Source organism: Actinomadura sp. RB99 (assembly GCF_014706005.1).
Classification (GTDB): domain Bacteria; phylum Actinomycetota; class Actinomycetes; order Streptosporangiales; family Streptosporangiaceae; genus Spirillospora.
In genome coordinates this window covers 57483-81696 of sequence record NZ_JABMCA010000043.1, presented here as the reverse complement: position 1 = coordinate 81696, position 24214 = coordinate 57483, and the positions used below count along the sequence as shown (strand labels likewise).

General features: G+C 73.3%; 26 protein-coding genes and 1 tRNA gene. 10 read left to right on the top strand and 17 right to left on the bottom strand.

What is annotated here, in order from left to right; all coding sequences use genetic code 11:
• The 3 genes from amrb99_RS31490 to amrb99_RS31480 all read left to right on the top strand — a co-directional run.
• Positions 1 to 1701 (top strand): HD domain-containing protein (locus amrb99_RS31490; protein ID WP_190862915.1); only part of this gene is annotated, 1701 nt, incomplete at its 5' end.
• 34 nt (positions 1702 to 1735) lie between these two features.
• Positions 1736 to 2188 carry a universal stress protein gene (locus tag amrb99_RS31485; RefSeq protein WP_190862913.1) on the top strand — a complete coding sequence of 151 codons (453 nt, stop codon included), beginning with the start codon at positions 1736 to 1738 and terminating at the stop codon, positions 2186 to 2188.
• A gap of 61 nt (positions 2189 to 2249) precedes the next feature.
• Positions 2250 to 3119: a hypothetical protein gene (locus amrb99_RS31480; protein WP_347256937.1), complete on the top strand. Its 870-nt coding sequence runs from the start codon at positions 2250 to 2252 to the stop codon at positions 3117 to 3119.
• Here the strand turns inward: amrb99_RS31480 and amrb99_RS31475 are convergent.
• The 4 genes from amrb99_RS31475 to amrb99_RS31460 form a co-directional block, all read right to left on the bottom strand.
• A complete protein-coding gene (locus amrb99_RS31475; protein ID WP_190862910.1) occupies positions 3100 to 3732 on the bottom strand; it encodes a hypothetical protein in 633 nt (210 codons plus the stop codon). The genes amrb99_RS31480 and amrb99_RS31475 overlap by 20 nt on opposite strands.
• Before the next feature lie 189 nt (positions 3733 to 3921).
• Positions 3922 to 4935 (bottom strand): glutamine synthetase, encoded by a 1014-nt coding sequence (gene glnII, locus amrb99_RS31470; protein ID WP_190862907.1) that lies wholly within the window; start codon positions 4933 to 4935, stop codon positions 3922 to 3924.
• 187 nt (positions 4936 to 5122) lie between these two features.
• On the bottom strand, positions 5123 to 6157 hold the full coding sequence (locus amrb99_RS53375) for a ketopantoate reductase family protein (RefSeq protein WP_206700173.1): 1035 nt from the start codon (positions 6155 to 6157) through the stop codon (positions 5123 to 5125).
• A gap of 50 nt (positions 6158 to 6207) precedes the next feature.
• Complete coding sequence (locus amrb99_RS31460) at positions 6208 to 6657, bottom strand: group II truncated hemoglobin (protein WP_190862905.1); 450 nt, start codon at positions 6655 to 6657, stop codon at positions 6208 to 6210.
• A gap of 157 nt (positions 6658 to 6814) precedes the next feature.
• On the opposite strand from amrb99_RS31460, the gene amrb99_RS31455 reads away from it, so the two are divergent.
• The 4 genes from amrb99_RS31455 (at position 6815) to amrb99_RS31440 (ending at position 9910) form a co-directional block, all read left to right on the top strand.
• Entirely contained in the window at positions 6815 to 7270 is a 456-nt protein-coding gene (locus amrb99_RS31455) for a nuclear transport factor 2 family protein (protein ID WP_190862903.1), read from the top strand.
• 134 nt (positions 7271 to 7404) lie between these two features.
• A complete protein-coding gene (locus amrb99_RS31450) occupies positions 7405 to 8367 on the top strand; it encodes an RNA polymerase subunit sigma-70 (protein WP_190862902.1) in 963 nt (320 codons plus the stop codon).
• Between the two features lie 53 nt (positions 8368 to 8420).
• Positions 8421 to 9149 (top strand): SDR family NAD(P)-dependent oxidoreductase, encoded by a 729-nt coding sequence (locus amrb99_RS31445; RefSeq protein ID WP_190862900.1) that lies wholly within the window; start codon positions 8421 to 8423, stop codon positions 9147 to 9149.
• A gap of 74 nt (positions 9150 to 9223) precedes the next feature.
• A complete protein-coding gene (locus amrb99_RS31440; RefSeq protein ID WP_190862898.1) occupies positions 9224 to 9910 on the top strand; it encodes a DUF899 family protein in 687 nt (228 codons plus the stop codon).
• A 45-nt stretch (positions 9911 to 9955) separates the two neighbouring features.
• On the opposite strand, the gene amrb99_RS31435 is transcribed toward amrb99_RS31440, so the two are convergent.
• The 10 genes from amrb99_RS31435 to amrb99_RS31390 form a co-directional block, all read right to left on the bottom strand.
• Positions 9956 to 10321: a hypothetical protein gene (locus amrb99_RS31435; protein WP_190862896.1), complete on the bottom strand. Its 366-nt coding sequence runs from the start codon at positions 10319 to 10321 to the stop codon at positions 9956 to 9958.
• 368 nt (positions 10322 to 10689) lie between these two features.
• Positions 10690 to 11700: an aldo/keto reductase gene (locus tag amrb99_RS31430; protein ID WP_190862893.1), complete on the bottom strand. Its 1011-nt coding sequence runs from the start codon at positions 11698 to 11700 to the stop codon at positions 10690 to 10692.
• A 169-nt stretch (positions 11701 to 11869) separates the two neighbouring features.
• Positions 11870 to 11944, bottom strand: a tRNA-Val gene (locus tag amrb99_RS31425).
• 113 nt (positions 11945 to 12057) lie between these two features.
• Entirely contained in the window at positions 12058 to 13242 is a 1185-nt protein-coding gene (locus amrb99_RS31420; RefSeq protein ID WP_190862891.1) for a geranylgeranyl reductase family protein, read from the bottom strand.
• 32 nt (positions 13243 to 13274) lie between these two features.
• Positions 13275 to 13922, bottom strand: a complete 648-nt coding sequence (locus amrb99_RS31415; RefSeq protein WP_190862889.1) for a dienelactone hydrolase family protein — start codon at positions 13920 to 13922, stop codon at positions 13275 to 13277.
• Positions 13919 to 14338, bottom strand: coding sequence for a CBS domain-containing protein (locus amrb99_RS31410; protein WP_190862887.1), 420 nt, complete (start codon positions 14336 to 14338; stop codon positions 13919 to 13921). The genes amrb99_RS31415 and amrb99_RS31410 overlap by 4 nt, the downstream gene beginning before the upstream one ends.
• Before the next feature lie 84 nt (positions 14339 to 14422).
• Entirely contained in the window at positions 14423 to 15331 is a 909-nt protein-coding gene (locus tag amrb99_RS31405) for a PAC2 family protein (protein WP_206700176.1), read from the bottom strand.
• Between the two features lie 99 nt (positions 15332 to 15430).
• The gene (gene cbbX, locus amrb99_RS31400; RefSeq protein WP_190862885.1) at positions 15431 to 16396 is read right to left on the bottom strand and encodes a CbbX protein; all 966 of its coding nucleotides are present in this window, start codon (positions 16394 to 16396) and stop codon (positions 15431 to 15433) included.
• Between the two features lie 20 nt (positions 16397 to 16416).
• On the bottom strand, positions 16417 to 16845 hold the full coding sequence (locus amrb99_RS31395) for a ribulose bisphosphate carboxylase small subunit (RefSeq protein WP_190862883.1): 429 nt from the start codon (positions 16843 to 16845) through the stop codon (positions 16417 to 16419).
• 32 nt (positions 16846 to 16877) lie between these two features.
• The gene (locus amrb99_RS31390; RefSeq protein WP_190862881.1) at positions 16878 to 18320 is read right to left on the bottom strand and encodes a form I ribulose bisphosphate carboxylase large subunit; all 1443 of its coding nucleotides are present in this window, start codon (positions 18318 to 18320) and stop codon (positions 16878 to 16880) included.
• A gap of 201 nt (positions 18321 to 18521) precedes the next feature.
• Between amrb99_RS31390 and amrb99_RS31385 the strand changes: the two genes are divergently transcribed.
• Positions 18522 to 19424: a LysR substrate-binding domain-containing protein gene (locus amrb99_RS31385; RefSeq protein WP_190862879.1), complete on the top strand. Its 903-nt coding sequence runs from the start codon at positions 18522 to 18524 to the stop codon at positions 19422 to 19424.
• Here amrb99_RS31385 and amrb99_RS31380 read toward each other — a convergent pair.
• Entirely contained in the window at positions 19387 to 19566 is a 180-nt protein-coding gene (locus tag amrb99_RS31380) for a hypothetical protein (protein WP_190862877.1), read from the bottom strand. The genes amrb99_RS31385 and amrb99_RS31380 overlap by 38 nt on opposite strands.
• Positions 19567 to 19745: 179 nt before the next feature.
• On the opposite strand from amrb99_RS31380, the gene amrb99_RS31375 reads away from it, so the two are divergent.
• Positions 19746 to 20924 carry a saccharopine dehydrogenase NADP-binding domain-containing protein gene (locus amrb99_RS31375; protein WP_190862875.1) on the top strand — a complete coding sequence of 393 codons (1179 nt, stop codon included), beginning with the start codon at positions 19746 to 19748 and terminating at the stop codon, positions 20922 to 20924.
• Here amrb99_RS31375 and amrb99_RS31370 read toward each other — a convergent pair.
• Together amrb99_RS31370 and amrb99_RS31365 are read right to left on the bottom strand one after the other, a co-directional pair.
• A complete protein-coding gene (locus amrb99_RS31370) occupies positions 20911 to 22116 on the bottom strand; it encodes a GAF domain-containing sensor histidine kinase (protein WP_347256936.1) in 1206 nt (401 codons plus the stop codon). The genes amrb99_RS31375 and amrb99_RS31370 overlap by 14 nt on opposite strands.
• Entirely contained in the window at positions 22113 to 22769 is a 657-nt protein-coding gene (locus tag amrb99_RS31365) for a response regulator transcription factor (protein WP_151542498.1), read from the bottom strand. Before amrb99_RS31365 ends, amrb99_RS31370 begins: the two co-directional genes overlap by 4 nt.
• 181 nt (positions 22770 to 22950) lie before the next feature.
• Here amrb99_RS31365 and amrb99_RS31360 point away from each other — a divergent pair, with 181 nt between their 5' ends.
• Positions 22951 to 23901, top strand: coding sequence for a phosphoribulokinase (locus amrb99_RS31360; RefSeq protein ID WP_190862923.1), 951 nt, complete (start codon positions 22951 to 22953; stop codon positions 23899 to 23901).
• Positions 23902 to 24214 lie beyond the last annotated feature (313 nt).

Genomic DNA, 24214 nt, shown 5'->3' with positions numbered 1-24214 from the left:
CCGCGCGGCCCGGTCCGGCTGCCGCTGCGCCGCGCCCGAACCGCCCTCGCGGGCGACCCCGTCCGCCCCGCCGTCGCGCCGCTCCTCGCCGTCCACCGGTCCGCCTGCCCGGGCGGCGACGAGGCGGAGCTGCTGCGCGGCTACGCGGTCGCCGAGCGCCTGCACCGGGGGCAGCTCCGCAAGTCGGGCGCGCCCTACATCACCCACCCGCTGGCCGTCGCGATGATCCTCGCCGGGATGGGGATGGACACCACCACGCTCGTCGCCGCGCTGCTGCACGACACCGTCGAGGACACCCCCTACACGCTCGGCGAGCTCCGCGCCGACTTCGGCGAGGAGGTGGCCGTCCTCGTCGACGGCGTGACGAAGCTGGACGGCAGCCGTTGGGGCGAGCGCGCCGAGGCCGAGACGTTCCGCAAGATCGTGCTCGCGGCGGCGGCCGACCTGCGCGTCCTCGTCATCAAGCTGTCGGACCGGCTGCACAACCTGCGGACGCTGCGCTACCGGCCCGCGCACAAGCGGGCCCCGTACGCCAAGGCGTCGCAGGAACTGCTCGTCCCGTTCGCCGAGCGGCTCGGCATCCACGTGCTGAAGCGCGAGATGGACGACCTGGCGTTCGCCGCGCGCGCCCCCGAGGAGCACGCCGCGACCGGGCGCGCCGTCCGGGCCGCGCTGCGGCGGGCCGACGCAGCGTTCGCGCCCGCCGTCGCGCGCATCCGCGACGCGCTCGCCGAGCACGGCGTCCGCGCGCGCGTGCAGATCCGGCCGTCGCACCTGTACGCGGTGCACGAGACGTTCGGCGGTCATCTCGCAGGGCTGCGGCCCTGCGAGGCGGCGCGGCTCCTGCTGCTGGTCGACGGCGAGGAGCGCGACTGCTACATCGCGCTCGGCGCGGTGCACGCCGCGCTGCACCCGGTCGCCGGGCAGGTCCGCGACCACATCGCGATGCCGAAGGACAACATGTACCGGTCGCTGCACACGCGCGTCATCAGCCCGGACGGCGACCCGTTCGACGTGATCGTGCGGAGCGAGGCAATGCACCCGGTCGCCGAGTACGGCATCGTCGCGCACATCCGGCAGGCCCGCGACGACGCCGCCACCGCCGACGCCGTGGCGGGCCGCCGCGACCTGGCGTGGCTGAGCCGGCTGCTGGCCTGGCAGTCCAACGCGCCGTCCGCCGACTTCCTGGACGGCCTGCGCGCCGACCTCGCCGCCGGGCACCTCGCCGCGTTCGCCCCGGACGGCCGCGCCGTGCCGCTACCGGAGGGCGCGACCGCGCTCGACTTCGCCTACGCGCTGGACCCCGGCACCGGCGACCGCTGCATCGGCGCCGTCGTCAACGGCCGGCTCGCGCCGATGTCGGTGCAGGTCCGCAGCGGCAACGTGGTGGAGGTGCTCACCGACCCGGCCGGCTCCCCGTCCGAGGACTGGCTGGACTTCGCCGTGACGGTCCCGGCGCGCATGCACATCCGGCGGAGCCTCGCGCTGCGGCGCGCGGAGGAGGCGGCGGACGCGGGGCGCCGCACCCTCGTGCGGGCGCTGGCGCAGCGGCGGCTCGACCTGCTCGCCGCGGAGGCGCGCGGCGACTCGCTGGCCGTCGCCCGCGACCTCGGCTACGGCGAGATCGAGCAGATGTACGGGGCGCTGGCGGCCGGCGCGCTCGGCCTCGACGACCTGGTGGCCCGCTTCACCCGACTCTGACATTCCCGACTACCCTGGTCCGCGTGATGATCGCATGAGCGGCGAAGGGCCGTTCGAATACGGCGTGGACGGGCCGAAGGTGATCGTGGCCGGCGTCGACGGGTCGGAGACCTCGCTGCACGCCGGCGCGTACGCGTGGGGCCTGGCGCGCCGCGGCGGCGCGCGGCTGATCCTCGTGCACGTGGAGCGCATCGCCGCGCTGTCCACCCTCACCGCCGGCGGCGCCGCGGTGATGCGGGAGGCCGGCGAGGCCGTCGCCGAGGACCTGCGCCGCGAGCTGGAGCGCGCCGCCGAGCGCGCCGACGTCCGGTACGAGTTCGTCACCGAGCAGGGCGACCCGTTCACCGTGATCTCCCGCATCGCCGACGAGGCCCGCGCGGACGCGGTGATCGTCGGCGCGTCCGCGCAGGCCGGGCACCGGCTGATCGGGTCCGTCGCGGTCCGGCTGGTCCGCACGGGCCGCTGGCCGGTGACCGTCGTCCCGTGACCTGGCCTCTGTCGGTGGCGCGGCGGCCAGGTTGGACGGTGGCGCCAGGGGAAGTGGTCGGGTGAACCGTGCGGAGGACGAGGCGGGGGCGGCGATGTCGGAGCCTTACCTGACGGAGGTCGGCTGGGCGGGGTCCGCGCTCCGCGTCGCCGGCGCGATCAGGCGCGACGACGACCTGCCGGCGGCGCCGGAGATGGAGCTGCTGCTGCGCGAGCGCGACGGCGACGGGCTGCTGCGGCTCCCCGCGTCCGTCGGCGCGGAGGACGGCCTCGTCACCTTCGAGGCGCTGGTGGACGTCGCGGCCGTCGAGCGCGGCGAACCGCTGCCCGGCGGGCTCTGGGACGTCGACCTGGCGATCGGCACGCCGCCCGAGGGCCGCGTCGTCGCGCTCGGGCCCGAGCGCGCGCCCGGCCTCGACACCGCGCCGCAGCGGCGGTTCCTGCCGGGCGCGGTCACCGTCGCCGCCTACTTCGGGGGGCGCGGGACGCTGTCCATCGACGTCGGCGGCCGCTCGCACGTCGCCGGCACGACCGCCGCCGACGGGGTCGCCTGGGACGGGCGCCGCGGGGAGGTCGTCGTCACCGGGCACATCGACCGGCGGTGGATCAGCATGCCGATCTCCGGGACGCTGGTCCTCACCGAGCGGAGCAGCCGCCGGACGTTCGAGGTCATCGCCGCGCTCGACGAGACCGACGACCGGCTCGGCTACCGCGCCGCGCTGCCCGTCACGCGGGCGTTCATCGACGACCCGCTGCCGCGCGGCACCTGGGACGTCTCGCTCTGCCTCGGCTTCTCCGGCATGCACCGCGAACTCGGCGTCCTCGCGCCCGGGGACGCGGTGGACGTCCAGGTGTGGCGGCGGCTCCGGCACGTGCGCGTGTCGTCGTCGTCCGCGCCGGACCCGCTGGCCATCACAGTCGGCCGCGCCTGAACGGCCGGTCCGGCCAGAACGGCCGGGAGCTCGCCGCCACCACTCCCGCGAGCAGCACGACGACCGACGTCCCGCCGACGAGGTTGACGCACGCGGTCGCCACCGCCGCGTCGAGCGGGCCGTTCAGCAGCAGCGGCAGGATCGTCAGCAGCGCCACCGCGAACCCGCCGATCCACGCGAACGCCCGGACGGGGCGCGCCGCCGTCGCGAGCAGCAGGTGCATCAGCGCGGTCGCCTGGATCGTCCCGGCCACCGCGATCAGCGCGTAGCTCGTCGCCGCCGGTCCCGCCGCGGTGTGCCCGCCCGCGAACACCGGCACGTCCAGCCCGAACACGCCGCGCAGCCCCATCACCGCCGCGAACGCGGTGCCGCCGGCGGCCAGCGCCGCCGCCGTCCCCGCCCACCACAGGGGGCGGAGCGGGAGCCCCGACCCCGCCGAGATCTCCTCGTGCAGGGCGACGAACTCCTGGTACCTCCTCGCCGGAGCCTCCACCCGGCGCCGCCGCGCCGCGGAGGGGCACCGGAACGACCGCTCGTACGGCCGTGGCGCAGGACGGCCGGCGTGCCTGCCCGGCAGGCCGCCGGGGTACCGCCCGAATGGCGTGTCGGGCATGTTCCCTCCCCCCGGTGCGAACGATGTAGGTGCTACCCGGCACCGATAGGGGGAACTCTCCCAAGCACAACAATTTGCAGATGTTTGGCCCCGTCACCGGTCATAGCGGCGTTAGTCGCGGAACGCGAAAGGGCCCCGGGAAGCGCGCTTCCCAGGGCCCTTGGCGTCGTGCGTCGGGTCGTGCTCCGGTCAGACCTGGCCGGCCTTCTCCAGCGCCGCGCAGCAGGTGCCGGTGATCAGCCGGGCCACCACGTACGGGTCGACGTTGGCGTTCGGGCGGCGGTCCTCGATGTAGCCCTTCTTGTCCACCTCGACCTGCCACGGGATGCGGACGGACGCGCCGCGGTTCGACACGCCGTAGCTGAACTCGCTCCACGGCGCCGTCTCGTGCATGCCGGTCAGGCGGCGCTCGATGTCGGCGCCGTAGCCCTGGACGTGCTCCTGCGCGCGCTCGGCGAGCGCCTCGCAGGCGGTGATGATGGCGTCGTAGTTCTCGCGCATCGCCTTCGTGGAGAAGTTGGTGTGCGCTCCGGCACCGTTCCAGTCGCCCTCGACCGGCTTCGGGTCGAGTGTCGCGGACACGTCGAACTCCTCGGCGATGCGGTAGAGCAGCCACCGCGCGATCCACATGTGGTCGCCGACCTCCAGCGGCCCGGCCGGGCCGATCTGGAACTCCCACTGCCCGGGCATGACCTCGGCGTTGATGCCGGAGATCTTCAGGCCGGCGTCGAGGCAGGCGTCCATGTGCCGCTCGACGATCTCGCGGCCGAACACCTCGTCGGCGCCGACACCGCAGTAGTAGAAGCCCTGCGGCGCCGGGAAGCCGCGCTCGGGGAAGCCGAGCGGGCGGCCGTCCTTGAAGAACGTGTACTCCTGCTCGATGCCGTACCAGGAGTCCTGCGCGGCGTACTGCTCGGCGACCGGGCGCAGCTCGGCGCGCGTGTTCGTCTTGTGCGGCGTCCCGTCGACGAGGAACACCTCGCACAGGACGAGCTTGTGGTCGCCGCCGCGGAGCGGGTCGGGGCAGGAGAACACCGGCTTGAGCACGCAGTCCGAGCGGTCCCCGGGGGCCTGGTTCGTGCTGGAGCCGTCGAAGCCCCAGTCCGGCAGGTCGGCGCCGTCGGGGAGGATCCTGGTCTTGGACCGCAGCCGAGCGGTGGGCTCGGTGCCGTCGATCCAGATGTACTCGGCCTTGTAGCTCAACGTCGGTCCCTTCGGTACTGCCCGGCCTTGTGGGTTCTGCGGCAGCCACCACACTGCCGACCAGCCATTTCGCACCTGTTGCCCAAATGTGAACGGCATGTAACACACCCGACCCATTCGCGAGACCCGCACCACATCCCGCGATGACGACGTCGGTGCCCGAGCGCCTGAGCGGCGTCCACGTCGGTTACCGGGGCACCTGGGCCGCGAGTTCGTCCGCCGTCATCGAGCCGGGCTCCCGCCCTGTGCGCGCGAAGTCGTTCGCCACGCGCAGCAGCGTCTCGTTCACCGGTGTCGCGATGCCGTGGAGCCGCCCGAGCAGCACGATCTCGCCGTTGAGGTAGTCCGCCTCGACCGACGTGCTGCCGCGCCGCAGGCTCTGCCAGGTCGAGCCGCCGGCGGGGGCGCCGCCCTCGACCGGCCGCACCTCGATCCGCCCGGACCGCAGCTCGCGCTGCTCCTCGTCGCCGGCCCGGTCGATCCCCGCCGCGTCCAGGACCTCGGCGGCCTCCGCGCGCGCCCGCGCGACCAGCGCCTTCGCGGCGTCGCCGGCCTGCGAACCGCACACCGCCTCGACCGCGTTCGCGAGGTTCCCGAGCAGCTTCGCGTACTTCCAGCGCATCACCTCGGACGTGACGGGCACGAGGAAGTTCGCCTTCTCCAGTCCCTCGGCGATCCGGTGGGCCGTCTCGTCGGCGCCCGACGGGTAGCGGCCGAGGTTGAGCGCACCGGTGTACGGCGCGCAGCGGACGGTGACGGCCCCCGGCTCCAGGTAGCTCGCCGGGAGGAACACGCACATCCCGTAGACGCGGCGGAAGCGGCGCAACGCCAGCCGTTCGGCCTCCACGCCGTTCTGCGCGCAGACCAGCGGCAGGCGCTCCGCCGCCGTCCCGCCGCCGGCGACCGGGCGCGGCGCCCACGCGTCCAGGGCCGCGATCGCGTCCTGGGTCTTCACCGCCAGCACGAGCACGTCGTCCGGGGGTGAGTTCGAGCGCCTCGGGACCGTCGACGACCGGGACCGGCAGGTCGAAGACGCCGTCCGGGCCGGTGAGCCGCAGCCCCCGGTCGCGCAGCGCCGCGTACTGCGCCCCGCGCGCGACGAGCACCGCGTCCTGCCCCGCCTGCCGCAACCGGCCGCCGACCGCCCCGCCGATCGCCCCCGCGCCGATGATGACGTAACGCATGCGAGCCCCGTTCCACCTGGACGTTCCGTGACCTGCACACCTTATGCGGCAAGATCAACGGTTTTGCCCCCGGCCACGGGGTCCGGCGTCACGAGGTCCCGGCGGGCCAGTCCCAGTGGGGGACCTCGCGGAGGGGGTGCAGCTCGTCGTCGGTCTCGGCGTGCGAGTTCTGCATGGCGACCCGTGTGCCGAACTCGACGTGCTCCAGCAGCGCCTGCCGGAACGGCGCGTCGCCGGGCATCCCCACGGTGTCGGCCGCCGCCATGTACAGCTCGACGAACCTGCGCCGCTGCTCCTCGGTGATCTTCAGGTGCCGGTGCACGTCGATGAGGTGGGCGAAGCCGCCCATCTCCCGCGAGAAGGCGTCGGGGCCGCCGAACGTCTCGGCGGTGAAGGCCGTCAGGTGGTCGACGTGCGTCGGGCGCCCCTCGCCGAACAGCGGCCCCACGAGCGGGTCGGCCAGCAGCGACGCGTAGAAGACGTCCATGAACCGGTGCAGTCCTTCGTGACCGCCTGCATGCTCGTACAGCGTCCGCATGATCCCGCCCGGGCTCGCCGTGTCACGTACAAGGCGTTTATCGCAGCCTCCGGACGCCGTGTCCACCGCCTCGCCGCATCCGGCCTCCGGGCGGGGACCATCACAATTCGCCCGGCCGTCTCGTCATAGGAGCGACGAACGAGGTGAGGAGAGGACCATGACCGATATGCAGGCCGTCGCCGACCGGGTCGAGATCGAGGCGCTGCGCGGCGAGTTCAGCGACGCGGCGATGATGCGCGACCGCGCCCGGCTCGCGTCGCTGTTCACCGAGGACGGGGTGCTGCGGATGCCCGACGTCCCCGTCGAGCTGGCGGGCCGCGAGGAGATCCGCGCCGGGGGCGAGGCGCTCCAGGCCCGGTGGGACTTCTTCGTGCAGACCACGCACCCGGGGGTGATCGAGCTCGACGGCGACACCGCGACCGGCCGCGCCTACATCCAGGAGCTCGTCCGCACCCTCGACGGCATCGAGGGCGTGAACTTCGCCGTCTACCACGACCGCTACCGGCGCACCCCGGACGGCTGGAAGTTCGCCGAGCGCGTCTACGAGGTCAGGTACCTGGACACCACTCCGCTGGCCGGCTCGGCGCCCCGGCCCTCCGACCGGGCCCACTAGGAGCTCCGAGCCGGCGCCTCCGTGCCGATGCTTTCGTGCGGGCGCCTCCGTGACGCAGGTCACAGCGTCGCCCCGTCGGATTCTCCTCCGGCGCACGGTCTTGATATCGACCGTCCCGCCCGGAGGAACCCGCGATGCGATCTGACACGGAATTCGCCGCCCTGGCCGAGCCGTTCCGGCCGGAGCTGCTCGCCCACTGCTACCGGATGCTCGGCTCGATCCACGAGGCCGAGGACCTCGTCCAGGAGACCTACCTGCGCGCGTGGCGCGCCTTCGACCGGTTCGAGGGCCGCTCCTCGCTGCGCCGCTGGCTGTACGCGATCGCCACCCGGACCTGCCTGACGGCGCTGGAGACGCGGCCGCGGCGGCCGGTGCCGTCCGGGCTGGGCGCCCCGTCCGACGACCACCGCGTGGCACTTGCGCCCGACGAGACGGCGGTGCCGTGGCTCCAGCCCGCGCCGGACGCGCTGCTGGGCGGCGACGACCCGGCGGCCGTCGTCGCCGCGCGGGCCGGGGTGCGGCTCGCCCTCATCGCCGCGCTCCAGCTCCTGCCCGCCCGGCAGCGGGCCGTGCTGACGCTGCGCGACGTCCTGGCGTTCCGGACCGCCGAGGTCGCGGAGATGCTGGACACCACGGCCGCCGCGGTCGACGGCGCCCTCCGCCGCGCCCGCACGCGCCTCGCCGAGGCCGGGCCGGTCGAGGAGGACCTCGCTGAGCCCGACGAGGACGCCCGCCGCGCCCTGCTCGACGACTACGTCGCGGCGTTCGCGCGGGCCGACCCGGCCGCGCTGATCGAGCTGCTGCGCGCCGACGTCGAGCTGGAGATGCCGCCGACCCCGACCTGGTTCACCGGGCGGGACGCGGTGCTGGGCTTCCTGGCCGGGCGCGTCATCCGGCCGGGCCTGTGGCGCATGGTCCCGAGCCGCGCCAACGGCCAGCCCGCCTGCGTCGTCTACCGCCGCTCCGGCACCGGCCGCTACGAGGCGTACGGCGTGCAGGTCCTCACCCTGATCGGGGCCCGCGTCGCCCGGATCACGTCCTTCAACGACCCGGGCCTCGTCCCGACGTTCGGGCTCACCCCCGCCCTCACCAGCTGACCGGCCGCGCCCGCGGCCGGGAACACCCGAGAACACCCAAGGAGAGCGGCAGCATGCCGACGATCACCGACAAGGCAGTACTGATCACAGGGTCCAACCGCGGAATCGGGCGGGCGCTGCTCGACGAGGCGCTGCGCAGGGGCGCGCGGCGCGTGTACGCCGGCGCGCGCGTCCCCCAGCGGCACCCCGACGAGCGGGTCACGCCGCTGGCGCTGGACGTGACGGACCCGGACCAGGTCCGGCGGGCGGCCGAGGCCGTCGACTCGCTCGACCTCCTCATCAACAACGCGGGGATCGCGATCTACGACGACCTGACCGACCCGGCCGTCCTGGAGCGGCACTTCGCGGTCAACCTCTACGGCGTCCACCGCGTCATCGAGGCGTTCCTGCCCCTGCTGACCGACGCCAAGGGGGCCATCGCCAACAACCTGTCGGTGAACGGCCTCGCCGCGTTCCCGCTGATCCCGGCCTACTCCATTTCCAAGGCCGCCGCGTTCTCCATGACGCAGTCGCTGCGGACCCTCCTGGCCCCGCGGGGGGTGACGGTGCACGCCGTCCTGACGGGGATCGTGGACACCGACATGACGCGCGGGGTGGAGATGCCCAAGGCGTCGCCGGAATCGGTCGCGCGCGCCGTCTTCGACGGCCTGGAGAAGGACGAGGAGGACATCTTCCCCGACCCGATGGCGGAAGCCCTCGCCGCGGGCTGGCGCGGCGGCCCCGTCAAGGCCCTCGAACTGCAATACGCCGACTTCGCGCAGGGGGTGGCCGCCGGCTCGTGACCCCGGGGGACCGATGAATTCGCCGGCCGGGCCCGGTCTGTACCTACGACGTCGAATCGAACCTCGGAGGGACCATGACCAGCAAGGCACTGCCGCCCGTCGTCGACGCGGAGACGTGGCGACGCCACCTCGGCGACCTGCGCGCGCGGGAGAAGGCCGCGACCCGGGAACTCGACGCGATCGCCGCGCAGCGCCGCCGGATGCCGATGGTCGAGATGCCCGAGTACACCCTTGAGGGCGAGGAGGGCCCGGTCCGGCTGGCCGACGTCTTCGACGGCCGGTCCCAGCTGATCGTCTACAACCACATGTGGTTCCCCGGCAAGACCTGGCAGTGCCCGGGCTGCACGGGGTTCACGTCGCAGTTCACGCGGCTGGAGTTCCTGGACGCCTACGACGCCCGGTTCGTCATCGTCACCCAGGGCCCGCTCGACGAGGCCCTCGCGTACAGGCGGCGGGTCGGCAACAAGATGACCTGGTACTCCACGGCGAACAGCCCGTTCGGCGCGGACGTCGGCGCCCCGCCCGGGGGCGGCTTCGCGGTCAACGTCTTCCTGCGCGACGGCGACACCGTCTACCGGACCTGGCACACCGACGGCCGCGGCGTCGAGCAGCTCGGCCACACCTTCCCGCTGATCGACCTGCTGCCGTACGGGCGCCAGGAGGAGTGGCAGGACGTGCCCGAGGGCTGGCCGCAGTCCCCCACCTACAGCCGCTGGCCCGGCAGCAAGGACATAGCCGCCCTCTACGGCGAGGAGGGCTGAAACGGGGCCGGTCCCGGCCGCGCAGGCGGCCGGGACCGGTGACGGTCAGTCGGCGCAGATCGCGTACACGCTGATGCCGACGTCGTTGTAGCCGATCTGGCGGCCGAGCGCGATCCAGCCGCGCCCGTCCTGCGTCGGGAACGACCCGACCAGGATGGCGCCGTTGCCCTGGGCTTCGGCGCCTCCCCCGAGAACGTGCTTGGTCCCGGGGCAGTAGAGGGTCCTGCGCTGGAAGTTGGGAACGTTGGCGTTCGGGAGGGACACGATCTGGTAGCCCGCCGGGAGCTCGGCGACCCGCGCCGGGGCCCGGCTGGCGTCGGTGCTCTGCGCACTGGCGACGCCGGCGGACGCCAGGCAGGTCGCCGCCGCGGCCACGGCCAGGGCCACGGAGGTGGTCTTCAGGGACGGCATGTGCTCTCCTTCTATGTTGATCTCCCGCACCGCCCGCACCCGCTACGCGAGACGGCGGGGAGCCGAGAATCTCGAACACGTTGAGTGTCACTGGAAATACGCGGAGTATCCATAGCCGTGCGCACACATTCGATAACGGAGAGTATCGGAAGGCGATTACGGAGGGTTTTTATCGCCGCCGGAACCCCGCCACCTGCCGTAATGGCCCGCCGAGGCGAAAGCGCCTGGCCTCGTCCGGCCATCGGGTTGCGCCACCCGACCATCGACCCGAGGCCCCGCCGCGGATGGCGCGCTAATGGCAGAGACCCCGTTTCCACCACCGGAAAACGGGGTCCTCGTCCTGGCGGGCAAGCCCGGCGGTAGCCGGACTACCGGGAGCCCGCCACAGGCTGCCGCTTGTAGAAGGACTCCTGCAGGTAGGCGGCCTCGTGCGGCTGGTAGGGCTCCTCCAAGTAGGCGGATTCGTCGTCGTCGAGTTCGACGTCCACCGCGGCGACCGCGTCGGCCAGCTGTGCCGGCTTGGTGACCCCCACGATCGGCGAGGTCACCACCGGGTTGCGCATGACCCAGGCCAGGGCGACCTGCGCCGGGGGCAGACCCCGCTCGCCCGCGATCTCTTGGACGCGCTCGGCCACGGCCTGGTCCTCGTCCCGATAGAGGATCTTGCCGCCCGGGTCGGTCTCGGCACGCGCCGTGGCGGTGTCCCTGCCCCGCGTCAGCCTTCCCCGCGCCAGCGGGCTCCACGGGATCACGCCGATGCCCTGGTCGGCGCAGAGCGGGAGCATCTCCCGCTCTGCTTCTCGGTGGATGAGGTTGTAGTGGTCCTGCATCGACACGAACCGCGTCCAGCCGTTCAGGTCGGCCAGGAACAGCGCCTTGGTGAACTGCCAGGCGTGCATGGACGAGGCTCCGATGTAGCGGACCTTCCCGGACTTGACCGCGTCGTGCAGCGCCTCGAGGGTCTCCTCGATCGGGGTGTCGTAGTCCCAGCGGTGGATCTGGTACAGGTCGATGTAGTCGGTCCCCAGCCGCTTCAGGGAGGCGTCGAGCTCGGCGAAGATCGCCTTGCGGGACAGCCCGGCGCCGTTCGGGCCTTGGCGCATCCGCATCCAGACCTTGGTGGCGAGAACGACCTCCTCGCGCCGGGCGAAGTCCTTGACCGCCTGGCCGACGATCTCCTCGCTGCTTCCGGCGCTGTACCCGTTGGCCGTGTCGAAGAAGTTGACGCCGCTTTCCAGTGCCTGCTTGATGATGTCTCGACTGGCGTCCGCACCCAGCGACCAGGGCTCGCCGCCCCGATCCGGCTCGCCGAAGCTCATGCAGCCGAGCGTGATGGCGGAGACTTCCAGCCCGGTCGTTCCGAGTTTGATGTATCGCACGCTTCCGAAAACTAGGAGCTGGAGTGCACTCCAACGCAAATTCGAAGGCACAGCGGAATATCGCGACGCTGACGATGGCGCCCCCACCCGCGGAATCTCTTCGTCGCTCACTTTGTCACTCGAATGAGTCAGGGCCATGATCCAGCTTGCTGGATCATGGCCCTGACCTTGGTGGGCGCGGACGGTTTCGAACCGCCGACTCCTCGCTTGTAAGGCGAGTGCTCTACCCCTGAGCTACGCGCCCGCGTGCTCGTGACCGGGAAAGCGTACCCGGTTCGGCGGGACGATCGCGAAACGGTGCGGCGGATGCGGACGCCCGTGACCTCGGGGTGGGCGCCGGGGCCGGGGCGGCGCGGTTCAGGAGGCGGGGGCGAGGCGGGTGAGGGCGGCGGCGAGGCGGTCGGCGGACGGGTCGGCGAGGTTGCCGAGGAGCTTGAGCGCGAAGCGCATCAGCGCCGGGTTGCCGAGGCCGGCGCGGGTGGCGGCGCGCATGACGCGGGGATTCTCGATCGCGCGGGCGAAGGCGCGGCCGAGGGTGAAGGGGCGGCCGTTGGCCTGGCGGATCGCGGACGGGTAGGTGTACAGGATCCGTTCGCGCCGGCCGGGGGTGGGGGCGGCGAGGGCGGTCGTGATGGTCTCGGCGGCGATGCGGGCGGCTTCGAGGGCGTAGGCGATGCCCTCGCCGTTGGACGGGTTGATCATGCCTCCGGAGTCGCCGGTGAGCAGGAGGCCGGGGAGGTAGTGGGGGCGGCGGGTGTAGCCCATGGGGAGGGCGGCGCCGCGGAGGGGGGACGTGGCGTTCTGTTCGGTGAAGCCCCAGTCGGGCGGTGTGCGGGCGAGCCAGTCGTCCAGGAGGCGGCGGTAGTCGGCGTGCGCGGTGCGGAGGAGGGCGACGCCGACGTTGCAGGTGCCGTCCCCCATTCCGAAGACCCACCCGTATCCGGCGGGGACGAGGTCGAGCCACGCTTCGAGGTACGGGTCGTCGTGGCGGGGGCTGCGGTAGTAGCGGCGGGCGGCGGTGCCGATGGGGCGGTCGCGGCGGGGGTGCAGGCCGAGGGCGACGGAGAGGCGGGAGGACGCGCCGTCGGCGGCGACGACGACCGGCGCGCGGTGGTCGCCGGCGTCGGTGCGGACGCCGGTGACGCGGCCCGTCCGGTCCCGGAGCGGGGCGGTGACCTTGGTGTTCTGCGACAGGGTCGCTCCGGCGGTGACCGCGCGGCGGGCCAGGATCTCGTCGAAGTCGTGGCGGGTGCGGGTCAGGCCGAAGGGCGGGTAGGCGCCGTCGGACGGCCACGGCAGTTCGAGGAGGCGGTCGCCGGCGATCAGCCGCAGGCCCCTGTTGCGGAACCAGCCGGGGGCGTCGATGTCGACGCCGAGGTCCAGGAGTTCCCGGACGGCCCGCGGCGTCAGGCCGTCGCCGCAGACCTTCTCGCGGGGGAACGCGGACTTCTCCAGCACGTGGACGTCGAGTCCGGAGCGGGCGAGGTGGCAGGCGGCGGCCGAGCCGGCCGGCCCGGCTCCGACCACGATGACGTCGGGCATGCCGACATCGTGCCCCGGCGGCCGGTTCCGAATCAGGCCCCGTGGTCGAGGTGGCGGTTGAACCAGTCGGCGGCCCGCATGGTGACCTCCTCCAGCGCGCCCGGCTCCTCGAACAGGTGGGTCGCGCCGGACACCACGTGCAGTTCGGCCGCCTCCAGCCGCGTGCGGGCCTGCTCGTTGAGCGCCAGCACCTCGGGGTCCGCGCCGCCGACGATCAGCAGGACGGGCGCCCGCACCCGCGGCAGAGACGGGCCGGCGAGGTCGGGCCTGCCGCCCCGCGACACCACGGCGCCGACGTCGGGCCGGGCCGCCGCGGCCGCGAGCGCCGCCGCCGCGCCCGTGCTGGCGCCGAACAGCCCGATCCGCAGCCCCGCGGTGTGCGGTGCGGACTCCAGGCCCTCGGCCAGCGCGTCGACGGTGCCGATCAGCCGCGACGTCAGCAGCTCGATGTCGAAGCGGAGCGCGGCGGTGACCCGGTCGACCTGCTCCTCCTCCTCTGTCAGCAGGTCCAGCAGCAGCGTGCCGATCCCGGCGGCGTTCAGGCCCTCGGCGACCGCGCGGTTGCGGGGGCTGAGCCGGGAGCTGCCGGTGCCGTGCGCGAACACCACCATGCCCGCCGGGTCGTCCGGGATCGCCAGGTCGCCGTTCAGCTCGGCGTCCGGGAGCCGCAGCGTGATCATGTGTTGGGGGGTTCCGCGCTGATGTCGGCGAGCGCCGAGCGCTCGTCGCGCTGGACCGCGAGATCGCCGATGGACACCATCCCGATCGGGCGGTCGCCGTCGACGACGGGGAGCCGCCGGACGGCGTGCCGGCGCATCAGCCGGACGGCCGCGTCGGCGTCCTCCTCCGGCGCCACCGTGACCATGTTGGTGCTGCAGATGTCGCCGACCGTGGTGGCGCCGACGTCCTTCTGGACGGCGACGGCGCGGACGACGATGTCGCGGTCGGTGACCAGCCCCCGCAGGCGTCCCTCGTGGACCACCAGCACGTCGCCGATGCCGTGCCGGCGCATCAGGTCGCTCACCGTGACCAGGGTGGTGTCCGGGGACACCGCCACCGGCACCGGCGTCATCACTTCGTTCACTCTCTGGGCCATGGGCGAGCCTCCCCCCTCCGGGGCTCGCCTACCCAGCGCCCGCGCGGATATGTCCGACACTTCCGAGCGGACGCCCCGCCGGGGTCAGGACGAGGAGTCCGGGCCCTCCTGCTCGGCCAGGAACCGCTCGAACTGCGCGCCGAGCTCGTCGGCGGTCGGCATGTCCTGCGACTCGGCGAGCAGGCTGTCGCGCTCGGCGGCGCCGGCGAACGCGTCGTACTGCTGCTCCAGCGCCCGCACGACCTTCTCGACCTCGGCGTTGCCGTCGACCTGCTCGGCGATGTCGGCGTCGGTGGCCGCGGCGGCCTCGCGGAGCCGCTCGGTCGGCAGCACCAGCCCGGTCGCGGCGACGACCTGCTCCAGGGCGGCGACCGCGGCGGCCGGGTAGGCGGACTGGGCCAGGTAGTGCGGGACGTGCACGGCGAGGCCGAGCGCGTCGTGCCCCGCCTCGCCGAGCCGCAGCTCCAGCAGCCCGGCGGCGCTGCCGGGCACCTGCACCTTGTCGAACCAGGTGTTGCGGGTGATCAGTTCGGGGCGGGTGGCGTGCGAGGTGACGCCGACCGGGCGGGTGTGCGGCACGCCCATCGGGATGCCGTGGAAGCCGACGACGAGCCCCACGTCCAGCCGCTTCACCAGGTGCACCACGGACTGCGTGAAGCCCTCCCAGAGCCGGTCGGGCTCTGGACCGGACAGCATCAGGAACGGGCTCCCGACGTCGTCGCGGAGCAGCCGCACCACCAGTTCGGGCGCGTCGTAGGACGCCCAGTGGTCGCGGTCGAAGGTCATCGTCGGGCGGCGGGCCCGGTAGTCGATCAGCGAGTCGACGTCGAAGCGGGCGATGACGCGGTGCTCCAAGGCCTCCAGGAGGTGCTCGCGCACGAGCTGCCCGGTGGATCCGGCGTCCACGAAGCCGTCGAGGCTGTGCAGCAGCACCGGGCCGGTCATCTCCGGCAGGTCGGTGTCCAGCTCGTACAGATCCTCAGGGTTCAGCAACTTCTCCCCCACATCTCCATGTCGATGGTCTCAACACTAGGACATGCGGAGGCGAATCCCTTGATTCACTGTGATCGGCGTCTCACCCGCCGTCCGCCGTCACTGGAACACCCGGCTGGTGAGGAAGTCGTCCGGTTCCAAGGTGGTCAGGGCGGCGCGGTCCACCTCTCCTGCGGCGGCCAGGAGGCGGTTGGCGTGGCGGAGGCGCGCGCGCTCGATCGCGTTGCGGACGGACCGGGCGTTGGCGAAGCGCGGCTGGACGCGGCGCCGGTCGAGGTAGTCGCGGAAGACGGGTTGGGTCTCCGGCGCCAGGACGTACCCTTCGCGCTCCATCATCAGGTGCCCGATCGCCTCCAGCTCGTCCGGCTTGTAGTCGGGGAAGTCGATGTGGTGGGCGATGCGGGAGCTCATGCCGGGGTTGGACGAGAAGAAGGAGTCCATGCGGTCCTTGTAGCCGGCCAAGACGACGACGAGGTCGTCCCGCTGGTTCTCCATGACCTGGAGCAGGATCTCGATGGCCTCCTGCCCGTAGTCGCGCTCGTTCTCGGCCCGATACAGGTAGTACGCCTCGTCGATGAACAGGACGCCGCCCATCGCCCGCTTGAGGACCTCCTTCGTCTTCGGCGCGGTGTGGCCGACGTACTGGCCGACGAGGTCGTCGCGGGTGACGGAGACGAGGTGGCCCTTGCGGATGTAGCCGAGCCGGTGGAGCAGCTCGGCGAGCCGGACCGCGACGGTCGTCTTCCCGGTTCCGGGGCTGCCGGTGAAGCACATGTGCAGGTTCGGGCGTCCGGAGTCGATGCCGAAGCGCGCGCGGACGCGGTCCACCAGCAGCAGCGCGGCGATCTCCCGGATGCGGGTCTTCACCGGGGCGAGGCCGACGAGTTCGGCGTCGAGGGCGTCCAGGACCTCGTCGGCGTGCGAGTCGGCGCGCTCCTTGGCGAGGTCGACGCGGGCGCCGGGGGGCAGCGTCGGCGGCGGGGCGGACGGGGCCGGCGGGGCCGGCTCCCCGGCGGCGGGAGCCTGGGGTGGGGCCGCCGGGGAGCCGTTTTCGGAGGGTCGCATGCCGAATCCGGGACGGTCGCTCAACGCGGGTCCCCGTAGCGCTCGCCTTCGGGCCGGTCCGTCGCGTAGGAGTGCAGCGTGTACCGGATGCGCCGGTCGGAGGTCTCCTCGCGGTCCAGGCGGAAGCCGGGCTCCACGGGCGGCCGCTGCACGATGAACGACAGCGCGGTGGTCTGGCGCCCGTAGTTCGCGTCGTAGGCGTTCAGCCGGACGTAGTGGTTCGGGTACGCCTTGCGGCATTCCTTCACCTCGTACAGGACGCCGGCGGGGTCGGCGAGGTCGAACATGGGCAGCCCCCACATCTCCCAGTAGGAGTTGCGCGGGTGCGGGTCGTCGGTGAACTCCACCGAGCAGGGCCAGCCCTGGTCCAGGGCGTAGGCGACCTGCTTGGTGATCTCCTCGTCGGTCAGCTCGGGCAGGTAGGAGAAGGTGCCTTGGGTGATCCGCATGTCACACGCTCCGAGGTTGGGGGTGGGTCCCGTCAGGGGGTCGGCGAGAACACAGCGGTCTCGACGGCGTCGGGGGTGTCGGTGGAGGCGTAGGTGAAGGTGATGTCGCCCCAGGTGGACAGGGCGATGTCCAGCTCGCGGCTGTTCTTGGCGGCGGCGCGCAGGATGTCGGGGCCCTCGGTGAGGTAGTCGCGGCCCTCGTTCCGCGCCTTGATCATCGCTTCGAGCGCGACGCGGTTGGCGGTGGCGCCGGCGGCGATGCCCATCGGGTGGCCGATCGTCCCGCCGCCGAACTGCAGGATCGAGTCCTCGCCGAGGTAGTGCAGGAGCTGGTGCATCTGCCCGGCGTGGATGCCGCCGGACGCGACCGGCATGCAGCCCGGCAGCGACGCCCAGTCCTGGTCGAAGTACAGGCCCTTCACGGGGTCGGCGGGCACGTGGTCGAGGCGGAGGGTGTCGTAGTAGCCGCGGACGCTGTTGGGGTCGCCCTCCAGCTTCCCGACGACCGTCCCGGCGTGGATGTGGTCGACGCCGGCGAGCCGCATCCACTTGGCGATGACGCGGAAGTTCACGCCGTGGTTCTTCTGCCGCGTGTAGGTGGAGTGCCCGGCGCGGTGCAGGTGCAGGATGACGCCGTTGCGGCGCGCCCACTTCGCCATCGATTGGATCGCCGTGTACCCGATAGTGAGGTCGATCATCACGATGACGCTGCCGAGGTCCTTGGCGAACTCGGCGCGCTCGTACATGTCCTCCATCGTCGCGGCGGTGACGTTGAGGTAGTGGCCCTTGACCTCGCCCGTCGCGGCCTGCGCGCGGTTGACGCCCTCCATGCAGTACAGGAACCGGTCGCGCCAGCGCATGAACGGCTGGGAGTTGATGTTCTCGTCGTCCTTGGTGAAGTCGAGGCCGCCGCGCAGCGCCTCGTAGACGACGCGCCCGTAGTTGCGGGCCGACAGGCCGAGCTTCGGCTTGACGGTCGCGCCGAGCAGCGGGCGCCCGAACTTGCCCAGGTACTCGCGCTCCATGACGATGCCGTGCGCGGGGCCCTGGAACGTCTTCACGTAGTGGGTCGGGATCCGCATGTCCTCCAGGCGCAGCGCCTTCAGCGCCTTGAACCCGAAGACGTTCCCGATGATGGACGACGTCAGGTTCGCGATCGACCCCTCCTCGAACAGGTCGAGGTCGTAGGCGATGTAGGCGATGAACTGGTTCTCCTGCCCCGGGACCGGCTCCACCTTGTAGCACTTGGCCTGGTAGTTCTCGTAGGAGGTGAGCCGGTCGGTCCACACGACCGTCCAGGTGGCGGTGGACGACTCGCCCGCGACGGCGGCGCCGGCCTCCTCCGGCGGGACGCCCGGCTGCGGCGTGATCCGGAAGGCGGCGAGCACGTCGCTGTCCTTCGGCTCGTAGTCGGGCTTCCAGTAGCCCATCTCCGCATAGGGGATCACGCCCGCCGACCATCTGCCCGAACTCATCGCCGATCTCCTTCGCGTGCTGGGCGGGACGCGGCGGCTCCGTCCCGCGAAAGGACGGCATGCCCAGGGGAATGGGGGCGGAGCGCCGCGTTCCGGCCACGTGGAACCGTGACGCGTCGAGCTTCGCCTCCCGACACTTGCGCTGTCCATCAAGTGTTCTATGGTGACCATCAAGCATTCACTTGAACGAGGAGGCGGGACGTGACGGAGGCGCGGCTGCGGACGTTCGTCGCGCTCGCCGACACCGGGTCCGTGCGGGCGGCGGCGCTCCGGCTGTACGTGACGGAGTCGGCGGTGTCGGCGGCGGTGTCCGCGCTCACCCGCGACCTCGGCGTCCCGCTCGTCCGGCGGGTGGGGCGCGGTGTCCGGCTCACCCCGGCCGGGACCGTGTACGCCGGGTACGCGCGGCAGGTGCTCGGCCTGCTGGAGGAGGGGCGGGCGGCGGCGCGGGGCGCGGCCGATCCAGGGCGCGGGCCGCTGCGGCTGGCGGCGGTGACGACCGCCGCCGACCAGGTCCTGCCTGAGCTGCTCGCCTCGTTCCGGACGCGCTGGCCCGACGTCGAGCTGGCGCTGGAGGTGGGGCCGCGGCGGCAGGTGTGGAGCAGCCTCGCCGCGCACCAGGCCGACCTCGTCCTCGCGGGCCGCCCGCCGGCCGACGCCGCCGCGACGGTGCTGGCGACGCGTCCGAACGAGCTGGTGGTGGTCGGCGCCCCGGCGGTCGCCGACGGCTTCTCCCTGGCCCGGACGCCGTGGGTGATGCGCGAGCCGGGGTCGGGGACGCGGGCGTCGGCGGACGCCTACCTGGCCGAGCGGGAGGTCGCGCCGCCCCGGCTCGTCCTCGGCTCGAACGGCGCGGTGATCGCGGGCGCGGCGGCCGGGCTGGGGGTGGCGCTGGTGTCGCGGGACGCGGTCGGCGCGGAGCTGGCCGCGGGGCGGCTCGTGGTGGTCGGCGCGCCGGGGATGCCCCTCGACCGCCCGTGGCACGCCGTCGCGGGCGCGGCGCCGACCCCGACGACGCTGCTGTTCGTCCGGCACCTGCTGGACGCGCCCGGATGGGCGGCCCCGGCTAGGGCAGGCTCCACAGGGGCACCGACAGCAGGATGAGGCTCACGCCGATCAGCGCGACGGCCACGGACCGCCCGCCGTCCCCGCCGCCGGGCACCGCCGCCGGACGCAGGACGCCGAGGAGGGACCAGCAGAGGCAGAGCACGGCGCCGGCGTCCATCGCCACGGCCAGCCCGATCACGCCACCATCCCCCTCTTTTCGTAGGGGCCAACACTAGGGCATACACGGCATGGGTCGCGCACGCGAAGAATCCGAGTGCAGTCGCTCACACCGGCGGCACGAGGCGCCATGGCGGGGAGGTGACACGACAGAATCATGTTCGGTACAGATCCACGCTCGGTACCGGGAGAGGTGCGGCCATGACCACCGACCGTCCGTACGACATCGTGCTGTTCGGCGCCACCGGCTTCACCGGCGCCCTGACCGCCGAGTACCTGGCCGGGCACGCCGACCCGGGCACGCGCTGGGCGCTGGCCGGACGCAACCAGGCCAAGCTCGCCGCCGTCCGCGACCGGGCCGCCGCGATCGACCCGGCCTGCGCGGACCTGCCGCTGCTGCACGCCGACACCACGGACCCGTCCTCCATCGAGGAGATCGCGAGGTCGGCCAAGGTCGTCATCACGACGGTCGGCCCGTACGTCCAGTACGGCGAGCCTCTGGTCGCGGCGTGCGCGCGCGCCGGGACCGACTACGTCGACCTCACCGGCGAGCCCACGTTCGTCGACCGCATGTACCTCAAGTACCACGACGAGGCGGTCCGCTCCGGCGCCCGCATCATCCACGCCTGCGGGTTCGACTCGATCCCGCACGACCTCGGCGCCTACTTCACCGTGAAGCAGCTGCCCGAGGGCGTCCCGCTGCACGTCGAGGGGTTCCTGCGCGTGCACGGCGACGCGTCGGGCGGCACGATCGCCTCCGCGGTCGGCATCTTCGCCGACGTGACCGGCATGGTGCGCGCCGAGCGCGAGCGGCGCCGCGCCGAGGGGCGGCCGGAAGGCCGGCGGGTCAGGATCTCCCGGCGGCCCGCGCCGCGGGCCCGCGTCGGCGGCGGCTGGACGCTCCCGCTGCCGACCATCGACCCGCAGATCGTCACGCGGTCCGCCGCCGCGCTCGACCGGTACGGCCCGGACTTCTCCTACGGCCACTACCTGGCGGTCAAGCGGCTGCCCGTCGCCGCCGGGATGGCGGTGGGCTCCGGCGCCCTGCTCGCGCTCGCGCAGCTCCCGCCCACCCGGTCGCTGCTGCTGCGGCTCCGCGCGCCGGGCGAGGGTCCGTCCCCGGAGCGCCGCGCCCGCAACTGGTTCAGCGTGAAGTTCGTCGGCGAGGGCGGCGGGAGGCGGGTCGTCACCGAGGTCGCGGGCGGCGACCCCGGCTACGGCGAGACCGCGAAGATGCTCGCGCAGTCCGCGCTGTGCCTCGCCCACGACGACCTGCCGAAGACGGCCGGGCAGGTGACCACGGCCACCGCGATGGGCGACGCGCTGATCGCGCGGCTCACCGCCGCCGGCATCGCCTTCCGGGTGCTCAGCCGGAAGTAGCGCGCCCGGTGCGGCCGCGGCCCGGGACGGGGATGACCGCCTCGACGGTCGTGCCGACCCCGGGGCGGCTGGTGACGGTGACGCGGCCGCCCAGCAGCTCGGCGCGCTCGCGCATGCCGCGCAGCCCGTAGGAGTCGGTGCGCCGGGTCCGCTCCGCGCGCGCGCCCTGCGCGAACACCTCGCGCACCGCGAACCCCGTGCCGTCGTCGGTGACCTTCAGCCGGACCCGGTCGCTCGCGTGCTCCAGCAGCAGGTCCACGCACGTCGCCGACGCGTGCCGCAGGCTGTTGCCGACCGCCTCCTGCGCGATCCGGTACAGCGCGGTCTGCACGTGGTCGGGCAGCTCCTCCTCCAGCTCGCCCTCCACTGTCACGCTGACGTCGATCACGCCGGACGGTCCCGGGCCGTCCCCCGCCTCGCGGGCGAGCGTCGCCAGCGCCGCGGACAGGCCGAGGTCGTCCAGCACGGGCGGCCGCAGCCCGCCGATCGCGGCGCGCGTCTCCGCCGCCGCCAGCTCGCACAGCTTCCGCGCGACCATGATCTGCGCGAGCCCCTCCGGATGGTGCTCGGGCAGCGCCCGCTCGGCCGCCGACAGGTGGAAGCCGAGGCTGGCCAGCCGCTGCGCGATGCCGTCGTGGATCTCCCGGCTCAGCCGGGACCGCTCGGCCTCCTGCGCCTCGACGGCCCGCTCGGCGAACCGCTCGGCGGCGTGCTCGCGCTCGCGGGCCGCCCGCAGCCGCCGGCACGAGCACAGCACCGGGGCGAACAGCTCCGCCAGCGCGGTGACGAGCGCGACGTCGTCATCCGGGCACGGGCCTGCGGAGCGGACGTCCACCACCGCGATCGTGGTGTTCCCGCTGCGGACGGGGATCGCGACGCCTCGTCCGTCCGTGTGTGCGCGGGCACGACCGTGCGCGGCCACCCAGCCGACGTCGCCCTCCCCCAGCGGGACGGCCGGGCCCGCCGACCATTCCAGCGCCCGCTCCTCGTCGTCCAGTACGTAGACGTCGCAGAACGTCAGCGCGCGCGCCGAGCGGACGACCAGCCCGGCCAGTTCCTCGGCCATCCGCGGCAGCTCGCGGTCCGAGCAGGCCACCGCCACGATCCGGATGAGCAGGTCGTTGCCGCGCCCGGCGAGCAGTTCCGCCGGTGAGGCCGGCGACGCGGGTGAGGCCGGCGACGGCGGCGTCACCGGAACAGCCCCTCGCGCAGCGCGACCGCGATCGCCGCGGACCGGTCGGTGACCTCGAGCTTGCGGTACAGCGCCCGCAGGTGGCTCTTCACCGTCTCCTCGCTGAGCACCAGCCGGGCCGCGATCGCCTTGTTGGACAGCCCGCCGACCAGCAGCGACAGCACCTCGCTCTCGCGCTGCGTCAGCCCCCGGTTCGCGCCGGGCCAGAACTCGCCGCGGGTCAGCCGGGCCGCCGTCACCGCCATCCGCCCGGCGAGCGTCGGGTCGACGACGGTCTCGCCCTGCGCGACCTCCTCCAGGCGGCGCACCAGCTCCGGGCCGTCCACCCGTTTCAGCAGGTAGCCGCCCGCCCCGGCGCGCAGCGCCTCGAAGACGTACTGCTCGTCGTCGTAGACCGACAGGAACACCACCCGCGCCTCGGGGACGCGGCCGGTGAGCAGCCGGCACAGGTCGAGGCCGCTCTCGGGGCCGAGCCGCACGTCCAGCAGGACGACGTCGGGGCGCAGCGTGGTGACCAGGCGGGTGGCCTCCTCCCCCGTCCCCGCCTGCCCGACGACGCGCACCCGCCCGGCGAATCCGGCCAGCATCGCCTGGAGTCCGGCGAGGATCATCTCGTGGTCGTCCACCAGGACGACGCGTACGGGGGCGCCCATTCCGGCACGATAACAACCCGAAGCTACTCACCAGTAGCCCCGCTGCGGCCGGGCCTCCCGCCATCTCACCCCCGCTCTCACCCGACCGGGGGACGCACCCGCGCCGCGACCGCCGTACTCTCCCTGTCGAAAACGGGATTCCGCAGGACGGAGGAGCAAGGTGCCCCATCGGATCGTGCATATGCTCCGGGCGCGCGGGTCGGGCCGCCGCCCCGTCATGCTCGCCATCGCCGGAGACAGCGCCGCGGGCAAGACCACACTGACCAGGGGGCTTGTACGGTGCCTGGGGGCCGAGCGGATGACGGCCGTCTGCGTCGACGACTACCACCGCTACGACCGGGCCGAGCGCGCCGGGAAGCCGTTCACGGCGCTGCACCCCGACTGCAACCACATCGACATCATGGAGCAGCACCTGCAGCTGCTCTCGATGGGCGAGCCGATCCTCAAGCCCGTCTACGACCACGCCACCGGCGAGCTCGTCCGGCCGGAACTGGTCGAGCCGCGCGACTTCGTGATCGTCGAGGGCCTGCTCCCCCTGCACACCCGGCTCGCCCGCGCCTGCTTCGACATCACCGTCTACCTGGACCCGCCCGAGCCGCTCCGGCACTCCTGGAAGGTCCGCCGCGACTGCGACAAGCGCGGCTACAGCCCCGAGCAGGTCATGGCCGAGCTCGCCCGCCGCGAGCCGGAGAGCGCCGCCTACATCCGGCCGCAGCGCAAGTACGCCGACATCGTCGTGCGGTTCGCGCCGGTCGAGGGCCGGCTCGACCCGCCCGGCACCCCGCTGTCCGCCGAGCTGCTGCTGCGCCCCACGATCGACCACCCCGAGCTCGCCGACGTGCTGGACGGCGCGTCCGGCGACGCCGACAAGCTGCTGCACCTGCGCCTGCACCGCGACGACGACGGGCGTCCCGTCGACGCCCTGCACGTGCACGGCTACGTCTCGCCCGAGGAGTCCCAAGTGGTGAAGAAGGCCATCTGGGAGCGCCTAGGCGCCCGCGCGGGAGCCGGCCTGCCCGACCCCGACGCCCTGGGCCGCCTGGGCGACGCCGGCACCAGCGACCCCCTGGCCATCACCCAGCTCCTCCTGCTCTACCACCTGCTCGACGCCGACCACCGCCAGGCGGCGTGAGACCCCGCGGGCGCGCGGGGAGGCCCCGGGGCTTGACCTGTGCCTCGGGCCGCGCGCACCGCGGCGGCCGGGAGAGCGCCCCCAGCGGGCGCGAGGGGCGCTCTCCTGGTCCTTTGCATTGCCCTTGGCGTCAGGCGCTGGGCGCCTTCCTTCGGCGGGCAATGCGTGCGATCGCTGCATCGCTCCGACTCGCCCTGGGGGCTCGCTGCGCGATCAAGTTCTCGCACGCTCGAACTCGGCTTCGCACGCGATCGCCAGGTTCCGGTCCGCGACGGCTGAGGTCAGGGACGGTCCAGTGCGGGCGGGTGCGGGG

Coding starts and splice junctions, on each gene's coding strand:
- amrb99_RS31485 (WP_190862913.1), top strand. CDS start 1,736: ATGAGCGGCGAAGGGCCGTTCGAATACGGCGTGGACGGGCCGAAGGTG.
- amrb99_RS31475 (WP_190862910.1), bottom strand. CDS start 3,732: ATGCCCGACACGCCATTCGGGCGGTACCCCGGCGGCCTGCCGGGCAGG.
- amrb99_RS31460 (WP_190862905.1), bottom strand. CDS start 6,657: ATGCGGACGCTGTACGAGCATGCAGGCGGTCACGAAGGACTGCACCGG.
- amrb99_RS31455 (WP_190862903.1), top strand. CDS start 6,815: ATGACCGATATGCAGGCCGTCGCCGACCGGGTCGAGATCGAGGCGCTG.
- amrb99_RS31450 (WP_190862902.1), top strand. CDS start 7,405: ATGCGATCTGACACGGAATTCGCCGCCCTGGCCGAGCCGTTCCGGCCG.
- amrb99_RS31445 (WP_190862900.1), top strand. CDS start 8,421: ATGCCGACGATCACCGACAAGGCAGTACTGATCACAGGGTCCAACCGC.
- amrb99_RS31440 (WP_190862898.1), top strand. CDS start 9,224: ATGACCAGCAAGGCACTGCCGCCCGTCGTCGACGCGGAGACGTGGCGA.
- amrb99_RS31435 (WP_190862896.1), bottom strand. CDS start 10,321: ATGCCGTCCCTGAAGACCACCTCCGTGGCCCTGGCCGTGGCCGCGGCG.
- amrb99_RS31420 (WP_190862891.1), bottom strand. CDS start 13,242: ATGCCCGACGTCATCGTGGTCGGAGCCGGGCCGGCCGGCTCGGCCGCC.
- amrb99_RS31415 (WP_190862889.1), bottom strand. CDS start 13,922: ATGATCACGCTGCGGCTCCCGGACGCCGAGCTGAACGGCGACCTGGCG.
- amrb99_RS31410 (WP_190862887.1), bottom strand. CDS start 14,338: ATGGCCCAGAGAGTGAACGAAGTGATGACGCCGGTGCCGGTGGCGGTG.
- cbbX (WP_190862885.1), bottom strand. CDS start 16,396: ATGCGACCCTCCGAAAACGGCTCCCCGGCGGCCCCACCCCAGGCTCCC.
- amrb99_RS31395 (WP_190862883.1), bottom strand. CDS start 16,845: ATGCGGATCACCCAAGGCACCTTCTCCTACCTGCCCGAGCTGACCGAC.
- amrb99_RS31390 (WP_190862881.1), bottom strand. CDS start 18,320: ATGAGTTCGGGCAGATGGTCGGCGGGCGTGATCCCCTATGCGGAGATG.
- amrb99_RS31375 (WP_190862875.1), top strand. CDS start 19,746: ATGACCACCGACCGTCCGTACGACATCGTGCTGTTCGGCGCCACCGGC.
- amrb99_RS31365 (WP_151542498.1), bottom strand. CDS start 22,769: ATGGGCGCCCCCGTACGCGTCGTCCTGGTGGACGACCACGAGATGATC.
- amrb99_RS31360 (WP_190862923.1), top strand. CDS start 22,951: ATGCTCCGGGCGCGCGGGTCGGGCCGCCGCCCCGTCATGCTCGCCATC.